Source organism: Polynucleobacter sp. UB-Piko-W3 (assembly GCF_018881635.1).
GTDB lineage: Bacteria > Pseudomonadota > Gammaproteobacteria > Burkholderiales > Burkholderiaceae > Polynucleobacter.
Window position 1 is genome coordinate 151,913 of record NZ_JACVPY010000004.1, and the last position, 14,014, is coordinate 165,926.

Below are 14,014 nucleotides of genomic sequence, written 5' to 3' on the forward strand. Positions count from 1 at the left end.
TTTTTGAGCCAGAGGGCTAGGGCTGGCAAGGAATCCCCGCTCTCAGCTGGGATAATGCAGGCCTGTATTTTTGTGATTTTGATACTTCACGGCATTGAGTTGCATGACTCCGTCTTTACATCTCAAGGCTTCGTTTTTGGGTTTGCTCAGGACTTATCCCTGATTGCCTGGGTAGGTTTAGCTTTTTATTGGTTCCAATCCTGGTTTTTGCCAATCGCTAGCTTGCTTTGGATGTCAATATTATTTGCTTTAGTTTGCTCTCTACTTCCGATTTTTTTCCCAGGGGTCTTAATTTCGCCTGTGGCTGTTTCGGATCCTTGGTTCAAGGCACACTTCATTGTGGCAACCATTTCAGTGGGTCTCTTAAGCTTAGCAGCGATGCAGGCAATGTTGATGAGTGTTTATGACCGCGCCTTGCATCGTCAATTAGCAATTGTTCCCAATAGTCGCCTGTCTCATTGGTTAGAAGATTTACCGCCACTCATGATGATGGAGGGCTTGCTATTCAATTTGTTGTATGTTGGTTTTGCACTCCTAACAATGACTATTTTTTCTGGCCTATTCTTTTCACAAGTTTTATTTGGTAAGCCCTTTGTGTTTGACCATAAAACTATTTTTGCGCTTGTCTCCTGGATCTTGTTTGCTGGTTTACTGATAGCCCGTTGGTGGGTTGGTTTACGGGGTTGGGCGGCAATTCGTTGGGTATTGAGTGCTTATGTTGTTTTACTGCTCGCCTATGTTGGTAGTCGCTTTGTATTGGAAGTGGTTCTTCAGAGAGTATGACCTTTGCTTAAGTGGCTTTTACTATTTGCCGGAGCAGTCCTTTTATATTTTTGGCTTAAGGGAAAAAAGCAGGCGAAATTTGATGGGAGTAAATCAAGTAACTCCAGTCCTAGCAAGGATCAGAGCTTGACGGAGCCTGAGGCAATGGTGCAGTGTCAGTATTGCAAAGTACATCTGCCAAAAACCGACGCCATTACTGATGACAATCGATTTTATTGTTCAATGGAGCACCGCAATGCTTTAGATGAACAAGGATGGATTGGTGCCGCAGCTTGGCGCGTCTCACCAAACAAAGATACAAGGCCAGATGAAGTAAAGCCCGACTTACTGGTGATTCATCACATTAGTTTGCCGCCCGGCGAATTTAAAAGTCAAACCTCTAGTCAGAATATTGTGAGTTTTTTTCAAAATACATTAGACGCAAATGCTCACCCCTATTTTTCTGAGATCGCAAATCAAAAAGTTTCCAGTCATTTCCTGATTGCGCGCACAGGAGAATTAATCCAATTTGTTTCGACTCAAGACAGGGCGTGGCATGCTGGTGCATCGAATTTTATGGGCAGAGAAAGATGTAATGATTTTTCAATTGGTGTTGAGCTGGAGGGTGATGGCGACACGCCATTTGAGGATATTCAATACAAATCATTAGCAAAGCTTGTTCAGAAATTACAACTGACTTACCCAAATTTGCAATTTGCAGGACATAGCGATATCGCACCAGATCGAAAAACAGATCCCGGAAAATATTTTGATTGGGAAAAGTTCCAAAAAGAGACAGGTATTTCGCAGGAAAAAATACCGTACGGATTAGTTTCTCGCTAGACCAAATCTTTGTATGTGAGCATACGCTCACTTTTTTAGCCTTTATCTAAAAAGGACTAGAAAATCCGCACCAAAATGAGCTCTAAATTACTGTAAAACTTAGTAAAAATACTAATAAATATTGGTCAGAAAAAACTTACCAAAAACTAAATATTTCCCTATACTTAGTACCCAATGCGTTTAAAAACACTAGATGTAGTGTTTGAATACAGCAATACCCCTTTGTTTTTTAACGATATTTTGTCCAAATAACTATATATATAAGCAGGAGTAACATGACATACGCCAATCCTCAGACAGCAGGCCAAGTAACTGGAGCTAATAATCCAGGAATGGGTCCTGCGGGAGTCGTTAACCAAACTCCTTCCGCCGGCTTTGTAGCTGGTGGTGTTGGTGGTAGTCAGGCGACCCAGTTGTCCGATTACAAAATCATTCGCCGCAATGGTTCTGTTGTTGCATTCGAGCCATCCAAAATCGCCATTGCAGTAACTAAAGCATTTTTAGCAGTTAATGGCGGCCAAGGTGCTGCATCTGCCCGTGTACGTGAACAAGTTGAGCAGCTCACTCACTCTGTGGTGCGTGCTTTATTGCGTAGCCGTCCAAACGGTGGCACTTTCCATATTGAAGATATTCAAGATCAAGTTGAGTTGGCTTTGATGCGTAGTGGTGAGCACAATGTTGCTCGCGCCTACGTTCTCTATCGCGAAAAGCGTAATCAAGAACGTGCAGCTCAGCAAGAAGCCTCACAAGAAACTCAAGTAGCTAATCAGGCTGGTGAGTCTGGTATTAAGGTTACCGACGATGGTCAAGAGAAGTGGCTCGATATGGCTGCTTTGCGCACTGTGATTGAAGCCGCCTGCGAAGGCTTGGGCAATCAAATTGATGCAAGCCCAATCATCACTGAAACAATTAAGAATTTGTATGATGGCGTACCAATGGCACAAGTGTATGACTCTGCTATCTTGGCTTCCCGAACTCTGATTGAGAAAGATCCTGCATACAGCCAGGTGACAGCTCGCATCTTAATGCACACGATCCGTAAAGAGATTTTCGGTAAAGAGGTATTACAAGGTGATACACAGGCTGAATACAACACTTACTTTTCCAAGTACATCAATGAAGGTATTTCTGCAGAGTTGTTAGACCCACGGATGCGCGAGTATGACTTGCCACGTTTGGCTGCAGCTTTGAATGCAAGCCGTGACCTGCAGTTCAATTACCTTGGCCTGCAAACTTTGTATGACCGCTATTTCTTGCACATTGAAGAGCGTCGTATTGAAATGCCACAAGCATTCTTTATGCGTGTTGCAATGGGCTTAGCTTTAAATGAGATGGATCGTGAACGTCGTGCGATTGAGTTCTATGAAATTCTCTCTACATTTGATTTCATGTCCAGCACACCCACTCTATTTAATTCAGCAACAACTCGTCCACAGCTCTCTAGCTGCTACTTGACTACAGTGGATGATGACCTTGATGGCATCTACGAAGCTTTGAAAGAAAATGCTTTGCTTTCCAAGTTTGCAGGTGGTTTGGGTAATGACTGGACTAATGTCCGCGCCTTAGGAAGCCACATCAAAGGGACTAACGGTAAATCACAAGGTGTTGTGCCATTCTTAAAAGTAGTGAATGACACTGCAGTTGCTGTGAACCAAGGTGGTAAGCGTAAGGGCGCAGTTTGCGCTTACCTAGAAACATGGCACCTAGATATCGAAGAGTTCTTAGAGTTGCGCAAGAATACTGGCGACGACCGTCGCCGTACGCATGATATGAATACTTCTAACTGGATTCCTGACTTGTTCATGAAGCGCGTCATGGAAAATGGTGATTGGACGCTGTTCTCACCATCCAATACCCCTGATTTGCATGACAAGTTTGGTAAAGCCTTTGAAGAAGCTTATGTTGCCTATGAGCAAAAAGCGGACCGTGGTGAGTTAAAGCCATTCCGCAGAATCCCTGCGCAGCAGTTGTGGCGCAAGATGCTTGGTATGTTGTTTGAAACAGGTCACCCATGGATCACTTTCAAAGACCCTTGCAATATTCGTAGTCCACAGCAGCACGTTGGTGTAGTTCATTCCTCTAATTTGTGCACAGAGATTACTCTGAATACAAACGAGACCGAGATTGCTGTATGTAACTTGGGTTCTGTGAACTTAACCGCTCACATGACGACTGATGCCAACGGCAAGATGATTTTGGACCATGAGAAGCTTCAGAAGACTGTTCGTACTGCGATGCGCATGCTAGATAACGTGATCGATATCAACTACTACGCAGTTGCTAAAGCACGCAATTCCAATTTGAAGCACCGTCCAGTCGGCATGGGCATCATGGGCTTCCAAGATTGCTTGCATATGCAACGTATTCCTTACGCTAGCGATGAGGCTGTGAAGTTTGCCGACTCCTCTATGGAAGCAGTTTGCTACTACGCTTACCAAGCTTCATGCGAATTGGCTGAGGAGCGTGGTGTTTACAGTACTTACAAAGGTTCCTTATGGGACCGCGGCATTCTCCCGCAAGACTCAGTAGCGCTGTTAGCTGAGGAGCGTGGTGGTTATGTAGAGGTGGATAACTCCTCTACGATGGATTGGAGCGGTTTGCGTGCCCGTATTAAGCAACACGGTATGCGCAACTCCAATTGCGTAGCGATTGCGCCAACAGCCACGATTTCCAACATCATTGGTGTTTCTGCTTGTATAGAGCCTACTTTCCAGAACTTGTTCGTGAAATCCAACCTTTCGGGTGAGTTCACGGTCGTAAACGAGTACTTAGTGCGTGATTTGAAGGATCGCGGCCTTTGGGATGAAGTCATGATCGCTGATCTAAAGTACTTTGACGGTACTTTGTCTAAGATTGATCGCATCCCACAAGATTTGCGTGATTTGTACGCAACTGCCTTTGAGGTTGAGCCGAGCTGGTTAGTTGAAGCAGCTTCTCGTCGTCAGAAGTGGATTGACCAAGCTCAGTCATTGAACATCTACATGGGCGGCGCATCTGGCAAAAAATTGGATGACACCTACAAGTTAGCTTGGTTGCGTGGCTTGAAAACAACCTATTACCTCCGTACTATGGCTGCAACTCACGTTGAGAAATCAACTGTTTCTAGCGGTCAATTGAACTCCGTTTCTAGCGGTGGTGGGGTAAACGGTACAGATGCAGCTGCGGCAGCAGGTGCTGGCAGTGCAGTTGAGGCGGATGGCCCAGCTTGCACAATGCGTCCTGGTGATGCTGGCTTTGAAGAATGTGAAGCATGCCAATAAGCAATTTGCTCATTGGCCAGAAATAGAAGGATTGAGGAGAAAGTTATGTTGAATTGGGAAGAGGAAGTTGCTCCAGTACTAGCGAAAGCTGGTCTTGCACCGCAGCCGGTTGCAGTGGAGCCACAACGTCCACAGCCAGACCAAGTAGCTATGGCGCCAACTGCGGCACCTGCGTCAATTGAGGCCGCTCATTTATCGAGCGGCACAGCCTTGCGTGTAAACGCTGCTGATAAGCGTGTGATTAATGCTAAGACTGATGTAAACCAGTTGGTTCCATTTAAATATAAGTGGGCTTGGGAGAAGTATTTAGCTGGTTGTGCAAACCATTGGATGCCACAAGAAATCAATATGAACCGCGATATCGCGCTTTGGAAAGATCCAAATGGTCTGACTGAAGATGAGCGTCGCATCATTAAGCGCAACTTAGGCTTCTTTACTACCGCTGATTCTTTGGCGGCAAACAATATTGTTTTGGGTACTTATCGCCACATTACTGCTCCAGAATGCCGCCAATATCTATTGCGTCAGGCTTTTGAAGAGGCAATTCATACCCATGCATACCAATATATCGTTGAATCTTTGGGTTTAGATCAGTCCGAAATCTTCAATGCGTATAACGAAATTGAGTCAATTCGCGCCAAAGACCAGTTCTTAATTCCTTACATTGATGTATTAACTGACCCAAATTTCAAGACTGGTACATTAGAAACTGACCAAAAATTACTTCGTTCGTTGATTGTTTTTGCCTGCGTAATGGAAGGTTTGTTCTTTTATGTTGGTTTTACGCAAATACTTGCAATGGGTCGTCAAAACAAAATGACGGGTGCTGCTGAGCAGTATCAATACATCCTTCGCGACGAGTCAATGCACTGCAATTTTGGCATCGATTTGATAAACCAAATCAAGCTGGAGAACCCGCAGTTATGGACTTCCGCGTTCAAAGACGAGATTAAATCCATCTTCGAAAAAGCAGTCGAATTAGAGTACCGTTATGCCGAAGATACGATGCCTCGAGGAGTGCTTGGATTGAACGCTCCGATGTTCAAAGGGTACCTAAGATACATCTGTAATCGTAGATGTTTGCAAATAGGACTTGACGCGATGTTCCCAAATGAAGAGAATCCATTTCCATGGATGTCAGAAATGATTGATCTTAAGAAAGAACGAAACTTTTTTGAGACACGCGTTATTGAGTATCAAACCGGTGGTGCGCTAAGTTGGGAGTAGTGAGGTAAGTCTTAAGCGTATAGTCGGTTAAATAGGAGATTAGACGGTTGGATAGTTTAAGAAGTCAGCAAAATCAGACTCAAATCCGAAAACCCTTACTCAAGGGTGTCTGGGCTATTCTCTCCATTTTTTCCAGCACATTTAAGAAGCCGTTGTCCTTCGGGGCCACGGCTTTTTTTCCAGGATTCATTAGCGTGCAGCACTTAGCATCAAGCCGCGCGCCGATGAATGGCTCGCTCGTCAGATCCAATCGGTTGCAAAACCAGGCGGAAATGAATGGTCGGGTCTTCTTAATCGTTAGTTCGTACTAATCCTCACGTGAAGGAGTAACACACATGGCAACAAAGAAAAAACCTGCTGCAAAGAAACCAGCTGCTAAGAAAAAAGTAGCCGCTAAGAAGCGTCCAGCTGCTAAGAAAAAAGTAGCCGCTAAGAAGCGTCCAGCTGCTAAGAAGAAGCCAGCCGCTAAAAAGCGTCCAGCTGCTAAGAAGAAGCCAGCCGCTAAAAAAGCTGCTAAAAAGAAGCCAGCCGCTAAAAAGCGTCCAGCTGCTAAGAAGCGCGTAGCTAAAAAAAAGTAAGTAAACCTGCTGCGAAGAAAGCGGGCTCTGCTGTAAAAAAGCCCGCGGTTAAGAAAGCTGCATCAGCGCCTAGTGCACTGAATCCTGCCGCTGCTTGGCCCTTCCCAACTGGCGCTCGTCCTTAAGTTTTAACTTTAGACGGGTGGTAAGTAGTTCAAAGGGGTCTCTATGAGACCCCTTTTTTATTGCCTAAAAAGCCCGGCTCGGGATAGTCTTGCGAAGCTCAGAGCCTGAATCCAAATGCTGACTTGAATTGCTCTGTAATCTGAGATTTGCTCAATTGGTGGTTTTGTGGACCTTGATGACTAATTTTGATTGAACCCATCAAGCTTGCTAGACGGCCCGTAGTTTCCCAATCCATGCCATTTTCAAGACCAAAAAGTAATCCTCCACGAAAAGCATCCCCGCACCCAGTAGGATCAATGATTTTTGCCGCTGGCACTGGTGGAATAGCAATGCATTTACCATCAGAGTAGATATCGGCACCTTCTGCGCCTTTGGTCACAATCAAGGCTTTCAGTCGTTCAGCGACTTTAGAAAGACTTAAGCCAGTTCTTTGGGCAAGCATTTCGCCCTCATAGTCATTGACAGCCAGGTAGCTTGCAATATCAACCAATTCAAGAAGCTCGGGACCATTAAACATGGGCAAGCCCTGGCCCGGATCAAAAACAAAAGGGATGTTGGCATTTGCTAATTGACGACAGTGCTCCCACATCCCCTGCCGACCGTCTGGTGCAACGATTCCGAATTTAGTAGCACCCTTGGCGTTTTTGCTACGCTCGCTAATCACTGCAGCAACTTGGTTTAAATGGGATTCATTCATGGCGCCCGGATGAAAGGCGGTAATTTGATTATTGGACTGATCGGTTGTAATCATCGCTTGCGCAGTAAATGCATGTTCAATTTGGCGAATATGGCTGACATCAATACTCAATTGCTTGAGTCGATCTAAGTAGGGCTTGGCATCCCCGCCGACGGTTGCCATGATGATCGGATCGCCACCTAAAAGGCTGAGGTTATAGGCGATATTGCCAGCACAACCACCAAACTCTCGGCGCATTGTTGGTACCAAGAAGGCCACATTCAGAATATGAATCTGCTCAGGCAGGATTTGATCAGCAAATTTGCCTTCAAAGTTCATGATGGTGTCGTAGGCGACAGAGCCGCAGATCAAGCTAGCCATAAATTACTTTCTGTAAGAGATAAACAAGAATCAAGGTTAAGAATAAATAAAAAGCCCAATTGGGGACGTTTTAGGGGTAAACCACTTTCACCCGATAGCCAGCAGCATTCTGTGGCAATGGAATTGGTAGTTGAGCTTGGATTAACTCTCCGGAGGCGATTCCCAAGCGCAAAAAATCAAGGTGAGATTCTTGCCAAGCAATAGGTAACCATTCTTTTGGAGTAAAGCGGATTGATTTGATCTCAGATTCTTCTGCATCAGTGAGCGTAATTTCCAAATTAGGGGCTAAAACAGCAAGTGCAAGACGATTTTGTATTTCAACTTGCAGTATTGATTGATTTGCGTCGCTTTTAAGGCCCTCTCGGGCATTTTCGGGCGTTAGCGTGGCGGAAGTTATTTTCCATGCAGCAAAATCGCTTACGGGGCTATTTACGCATCCTAATGCGCCACATATTTTTTCATCTATGGATTGCAAAATGGCAAAGGCGGTTACCGAAAAAGCATTTGATGTGCCATCAACACGCGGCGCTAACGCTGGCAGTAAAGAATTTCTAGAGAGGTGCTCACTAAAAACTACTAGCAGAGCAAAAAAGCTCGCTAGTAAAGCGAACTTCACCCCTCTTTTTTGCGCAGGTGCAGCAAAATAAGTTTTTTTACTACCCCCTTCATTTTTAGAGAGAGTTCCGTGTAGGCAAACCCAGCCATCATTCTCTTTCCAGACAGAGAGTTTGAGCCATTGACTGTAAGTGGCAATGACCTCATCAGCTTGACGCGCCAGCACACCAGATAAAACAATTTGTCCACCTAGCCGTATTTTATTGACCAACGCTGGAGCAAGTACTTGAAGTGGGTTAGCCAAAATATTAGCCATCACAATATCGTATTTTGTTTCTGCTGCAAGCTCTGGAGCATTGTCATTTGGTAAAACAAACTCAATTTCGGTATTGTTGATTTGGGCATTACTTCGAGCCGCAACCATCGCCTGAGGATCGATATCGGTGCCTACTACGGGATTGCAACCCAGTTTTGCCGCTGCAATGGCGAGAATGCCCGAGCCGCAACCGTAATCGAGCAAACTCTGATTTTTTAGATTGGCATACTCTTCTAGCCACAACAAACATAAGTGGGTGGTAGGGTGGCTACCTGTACCAAAAGCTAAGCCTGGATCAACCGCCAAACAGATTGCATTTGGATCGGCGGGGGCATCATGCCAGGATGGAACAACCCAAATACGTTTGCCAATGGGAATGGGTGCAAACTGACTTTGGGTAAGTCTTACCCAATCTTGCTCTTCAACAATTTTTTCTTGGGGGGCTGACAACTTAAAACCAGACTCTTTTAAAGAAGCAAGTAATTCAGGGATAAATTGCGCGCTAGCTGAAGCATCAAGCGCTGGGTTAAAAAGAGCGGTTACTGAAGATCTATCCCAGGCCTGCACCTCTGGTGAAAGACCAGGTTCTCCGTAAAGTGGGTTCTCATCATAGCCGCCAGCTGCATCATCTTCTACGGTGACGGATAGCGCCCCTAACTCCAAGAGCGCATCACCTAATGGTTCTGCTGTTTCAGCAACTACCGTGAAGACCAGTTCACGATAAGACATAAGGCACTCGCATCAGTTAAGATTTACCGCGGCTTGCGGCTTGTTCTTCTAAGCGATGCTCCAGGTAGTGAATGCTAGTACCACCTTCCATGAAGTTGGGGTCCAGCATTAATTCGCGGTGCAAGGGTACGTTCGTGGTGATGCCATCAATCACCATTTCAGAGAGGGCAATTTGCATACGGCGGATCGCCTGTTCACGAGTATTGCCATAAGCAATCAATTTGCCAATCATCGAGTCATAGTTTGAAGGAACAACATATCCACTATAGGCATGAGAATCTACTCGAATACCTGGACCGCCTGGCATATGGAAAGAGCCAATTTTGCCTGGGCTAGGCGTGAACTTGAACGGATCTTCTGCGTTCAAACGACATTCGATTGCATGGCCACGGAACACGATATCTTTTTGCCGATAACTTAACTTCAGGCCAGCAGCAATTCGAATCTGTTCTTGAACAATATCTACGCCAGTAATCATTTCAGTGACGGGGTGCTCAACTTGAACGCGGGTATTCATCTCGATAAAGAAGAATTCGCCATCCTCATAAAGGAACTCAAACGTGCCTGCGCCACGATAACCCATTTTTCGACAGGCTTCTGCACAGCGTTCACCAACTTTAGCGATCAAGCGACGATCAATACCTGGGGCAGGAGCCTCTTCTATTACTTTTTGATGGCGGCGCTGCATAGAGCAATCACGTTCACCCAACCAAATTGCATTGCCATGGGTATCAGCCAAAACCTGAATCTCAACGTGGCGAGGTTTTTCTAAAAACTTCTCCATATAGACTTCTGGATTTCCAAAAGCACGGCCCGCTTCTTCTCGCGTCATATTGACAGCATTGAGGAGGGCCGCTTCGGTATGAACAACACGCATACCACGACCACCACCACCACCAGCAGCTTTAATGATGACTGGATAGCCTACTCTCTTGGCAGTAGCAAGAATTTCTTTAGGGTTGTCTGGTAATGCACCTTCGGATCCAGGAACACAAGGAACACCTGCTTTAATCATCGCGCGTTTAGCGGAGACCTTATCGCCCATTAGGCGGATTGTTTCCGCTTTTGGCCCAATGAAGGCAAAGCCAGATTTCTCAACGCGCTCAGCAAAGTCAGCGTTCTCAGAGAGGAAACCGTAACCTGGGTGAATGGCTTCGGCATCAGTTACTTCAGCCGCAGAAATAATTGCCGGCATATTGAGATAACTCTGCGGCGAGGGGGCTGGTCCAATACAAACGGCCTCATCAGCCAACTTCACGTACTTTGCTTCTTTATCTGCCGTGGAGTAGACCACTACAGTTTTAATTCCCAACTCACGGCATGCGCGTTGGATACGGAGAGCAATTTCTCCCCGATTGGCAATCAGAATCTTATCGAACATGGCTGCTCTGAGTTAGGTAAAAATGGTTTGGTAGGGGGAGCTTAAAAGATTAAGCAATGATGAATAGCGGTTGGTCAAATTCAACTCCTTGACCGTTTTCACACAAAATCTCTTTCACGACACCTGCGTATTCTGACTCAATCTCATTGAGTAATTTCATCGCTTCAATGATGCAAAGTGTTTGGCCTACTTTTACCGTATCGCCAATGCTGACAAAATTTGGAGATTCTGGATTTGGGGCACGATAGAAAGTGCCCACCATTGGGGAGCGAGCAACAGAGCCAGATTCAGCAGCAGGTGTCTCAGCAATCGGAGTAGAGGCTGGCGCAGGTGCTACAACAGGCGCAGCTTGCGGAGCTGGAGCGGGTGCTGGATTTGCATGGACTATTTGGCCAGCAGGGGCCGCAGAGCCAGAGTTAACGATACGGACACGGTCTTCACCTTCATTAACTTCTAACTCAGAAATGCCCGACTCAGAAACGAGGTCGATTAAGGTTTTTAGTTTTCTCAGATCCATAGGAGTACTTCCTCTCTTGTAATACTTTAAATAGACTTATTTTTGCGAATGGGCTATCGCCGCTTGCAGTGCCAATTCATAACCAATTGCGCCAAGACCACAAATCACCCCAGTAGCGATATCAGATAAATAGGAATGTTTACGGAACTCTTCGCGCTGATGAATATTAGATAGATGGATTTCTATAAAGGGGATAGCCACCCCAGCTAAAACATCTCGTAAGGCAACGCTAGTATGGGTAAATGCGCCCGGGTTGATGATGATGAAATTCACCCCATCTTGTTTCGCTTTTTGAATGCGGTCAATTAACTCGCCTTCATGGTTACTCTGGTAGGTGCTCAGGTCTACAGATTGAGCTTGAGCCTGATCTTCCAGCTTTTGATGAATTTCTTTGAGGGTGGTTGTCCCATAAACCCCTGGTTCACGAGTGCCTAGTAGATTAAGGTTTGGACCCTGAATTACGAGAATTGAAGCTTTTTTCGACATAGATCCCTGTTTTTAGAGGCAGTTTGATGTTCATTGCATCGAATGCTATGGAAGGAGTATACCTTCTCAAGATTCTGAAAAAAGAGACTTCGATGATTTTTGGGGTGTGATTTTGAGGCTAAATACCCTAATTGCCTTGTTTTTGAGCAATAAAAAGGTCAATCTGAATCTAGAAAAATCAGTATCAGTCTCTATAAAGCATCTTTAATTACTTTTCTGAGCTCTTCTTCGCTTATCTTACCTAATTTTGTATATGTTGCCTTACCCTTAGGATTAATAATCACGGTGTAAGGAAGGGCGCCCTGGGTATTGCCCATTTGCTTGGAAAGATTGCTGCCCTCTAGACCACCAATCACAATCGGATAGGAGACGGGGGTACTTTTCAGAAATTCGCGAATATTAGAGGGTGAATCGATGCCGATACCGACAAATAAGACATTTTGTTGTAAAAACTCTTGCGAAAGCAGGTCCAAAGTGGGCATTTCTTCAATGCAAGGGGGGCACCAGGAGGCCCAAAAGTTCACAACTAGTACTTTTCCCTGCCATTGGGCTGGATTGATAGATTTTCCATCTGGAGTTTGCCAAGGATTAGCAAAAAAAGCTTTTACAGAGGGTTCGCTAGCTAAGCCAGTTTTCGAAATCCATTGCGAAGTGAGCACGCCTCCCAGCAGCGCCAAAAGACTAATTCCGCAGATAGTCAGTAATTGTCTTCGGTTCATTGCTACTCCTTCGCTAAAATTCGTAGATGCATATACATATCTTGGGCATCTGCGGCACTTTCATGGGCGGCATTGCCGCAATCGCTCGGCAAGCCGGACATCGTGTAACTGGTTGTGATGCTAACGTGTATCCGCCAATGAGTACACAACTTGAGGCTCAGGGTATCAAACTGATTGAGGGCTTTTCACCAGATCAATTATTGCAGTTTGAGACGATGCCTGATTTATTTGTGATCGGCAATGTAGTTTCTCGCGGTAATCCCTTGATGGAGGCCATTTTGAACCAAGGACTTCCTTATATTTCTGGTCCGCAGTGGCTTGGCGAGCAAGTTTTATATGGCAGGCATGTTTTGGCGGTTGCCGGAACGCATGGTAAAACAACAACATCAGCCATGCTTACATGGATCTTAGAATTTAATGGTTACAAACCAGGTTATTTGATTGGTGGTGTGCCTCTCAATTTCACCGTATCTGCACGCTTAGGAGAAAGTAAATATTTTGTCATCGAGGCTGATGAATACGACACTGCTTTTTTTGATAAGCGCAGCAAGTTTGTGCACTACAGGCCACGCACTGCTTTGTTAAATAATTTGGAATTTGATCATGCCGATATTTTTGCTGATCTAGCGGCCATTGAAACCCAGTTTCACCATTTAGTTCGGACCGTTGCGAGTGATGGTTTGTTGGTGGTGAATGGCGAGGAGCCCGCCTTAGCAAGCGTGATTACTCGGGGCTCTTGGGCGCCTGTAGAGCATTTTGGTCATGAGTCTAACAACGAGTGGTCATTCATTTCTCAAGAGGGCGATGGATTTATTGTGCGCAAATCTGGCAAAGAGGTGGCTACCGTAAAGTGGGCTGTAGATTCTGGGGTGATGGGTCGACATAATCAACTCAATGCTCTTGCAGCAATTGCATCAGCAAATCATATCGGCATTTCCCCAGCGGATTCCGCACGCGCTTTGGCGGAGTTTAAAAATGTCAAACGACGTCTTGAAACAATCGGTAGTGCAAATGACATTACCGTCTATGACGATTTTGCCCATCATCCAACTGCGATTACGACAACTGTGGATGGTTTGCGTCGTCGTGTTGGCAAAGCCCGTATCTTGGCGGTATTAGAGCCTCGCTCTAATACGATGAAGCTTGGTGTGATGAAAGCGCAGCTTCCTGGCAGCTTAGAACAAGCCGATCAAGTTTTTGCCTATGGTGCTAACGCTGGTAAGGAGTCTTTAGGTTGGGATTTGGCCCAAGTGTTATCGCCACTCAATACAAAAGAGCAGTGTAAGGCGCACGCTTTTGATGATCTGGACTCCTTAGTGAGTGCCATCGCAAAAGAGGCGAAGCCTGGAGATCATATTCTGGTGATGAGTAACGGTGGGTTTGGTGGCGTACACCAAAAAATATTAAAAGCGATTAGCGCTTAATCGGCACAATCAAAGTAAATCAAAATACAGAGAG

The 14,014-nt window shown here is 45.4% G+C and carries 11 protein-coding genes and 2 pseudogenes; 6 read left to right on the forward strand and 7 right to left on the reverse strand.

Going from position 1 to position 14,014, the window contains the following annotated elements; all coding sequences use genetic code 11:
* Nucleotides 1–72: 72 nt before the first annotated feature.
* The 5 genes and pseudogenes from ICN31_RS10135 to ICN31_RS10155 form a co-directional block, all read left to right on the forward strand.
* Nucleotides 73–783: an inner membrane protein YpjD gene (locus ICN31_RS10135; protein WP_370624335.1), complete on the forward strand. Its 711-nt coding sequence runs from the start codon at nt 73–75 to the stop codon at nt 781–783.
* Between the two features lie 3 nt (nt 784–786).
* The gene (gene ampD / locus ICN31_RS10140) at nt 787–1,605 is read left to right on the forward strand and encodes a 1,6-anhydro-N-acetylmuramyl-L-alanine amidase AmpD (protein WP_255531003.1); all 819 of its coding nucleotides are present in this window, start codon (nt 787–789) and stop codon (nt 1,603–1,605) included.
* 275 nt (nt 1,606–1,880) lie between these two features.
* A complete protein-coding gene (locus ICN31_RS10145) occupies nt 1,881–4,865 on the forward strand; it encodes a ribonucleoside-diphosphate reductase subunit alpha (RefSeq protein ID WP_216261135.1) in 2,985 nt (994 codons plus the stop codon).
* A 45-nt stretch (nt 4,866–4,910) separates the two neighbouring features.
* The gene (locus tag ICN31_RS10150) at nt 4,911–6,092 is read left to right on the forward strand and encodes a ribonucleotide-diphosphate reductase subunit beta (RefSeq protein ID WP_216261137.1); all 1,182 of its coding nucleotides are present in this window, start codon (nt 4,911–4,913) and stop codon (nt 6,090–6,092) included.
* 338 nt (nt 6,093–6,430) lie between these two features.
* Nucleotides 6,431–6,795, forward strand: a pseudogene (locus ICN31_RS10155) (histone); the annotation flags it as partial.
* A 98-nt stretch (nt 6,796–6,893) separates the two neighbouring features.
* Here ICN31_RS10155 and ICN31_RS10160 read toward each other — a convergent pair.
* The 7 genes and pseudogenes from ICN31_RS10160 to ICN31_RS10185 all read right to left on the reverse strand — a co-directional run bounded on the left by ICN31_RS10160 (nt 6,894) and on the right by ICN31_RS10185 (nt 12,556).
* Nucleotides 6,894–7,853: a carbohydrate kinase family protein gene (locus ICN31_RS10160; RefSeq protein WP_216261139.1), complete on the reverse strand. Its 960-nt coding sequence runs from the start codon at nt 7,851–7,853 to the stop codon at nt 6,894–6,896.
* Nucleotides 7,854–7,923: 70 nt separating this feature from the next.
* Entirely contained in the window at nt 7,924–8,469 is a 546-nt protein-coding gene (locus ICN31_RS10655; RefSeq protein WP_370624337.1) for a DUF3426 domain-containing protein, read from the reverse strand.
* 63 nt (nt 8,470–8,532) lie between these two features.
* Nucleotides 8,533–9,453 (reverse strand): annotated as a pseudogene (gene prmA, locus ICN31_RS10660) (50S ribosomal protein L11 methyltransferase); the annotation flags it as partial.
* Nucleotides 9,454–9,469: 16 nt separating this feature from the next.
* The gene (accC, locus tag ICN31_RS10170; protein ID WP_216261141.1) at nt 9,470–10,834 is read right to left on the reverse strand and encodes an acetyl-CoA carboxylase biotin carboxylase subunit; all 1,365 of its coding nucleotides are present in this window, start codon (nt 10,832–10,834) and stop codon (nt 9,470–9,472) included.
* Between the two features lie 49 nt (nt 10,835–10,883).
* Nucleotides 10,884–11,351 (reverse strand): acetyl-CoA carboxylase biotin carboxyl carrier protein, encoded by a 468-nt coding sequence (gene accB / locus ICN31_RS10175; RefSeq protein WP_216261142.1) that lies wholly within the window; start codon nt 11,349–11,351, stop codon nt 10,884–10,886.
* A 36-nt stretch (nt 11,352–11,387) separates the two neighbouring features.
* Nucleotides 11,388–11,837 carry a type II 3-dehydroquinate dehydratase gene (aroQ, locus tag ICN31_RS10180; RefSeq protein WP_216261143.1) on the reverse strand — a complete coding sequence of 150 codons (450 nt, stop codon included), beginning with the start codon at nt 11,835–11,837 and terminating at the stop codon, nt 11,388–11,390.
* A gap of 191 nt (nt 11,838–12,028) precedes the next feature.
* Nucleotides 12,029–12,556 (reverse strand): TlpA disulfide reductase family protein, encoded by a 528-nt coding sequence (locus ICN31_RS10185; RefSeq protein WP_216261144.1) that lies wholly within the window; start codon nt 12,554–12,556, stop codon nt 12,029–12,031.
* 26 nt (nt 12,557–12,582) lie between these two features.
* On the opposite strand from ICN31_RS10185, the gene mpl reads away from it, so the two are divergent.
* Nucleotides 12,583–13,980 carry a UDP-N-acetylmuramate:L-alanyl-gamma-D-glutamyl-meso-diaminopimelate ligase gene (gene mpl, locus ICN31_RS10190; RefSeq protein ID WP_216261145.1) on the forward strand — a complete coding sequence of 466 codons (1,398 nt, stop codon included), beginning with the start codon at nt 12,583–12,585 and terminating at the stop codon, nt 13,978–13,980.
* Nucleotides 13,981–14,014 lie beyond the last annotated feature (34 nt).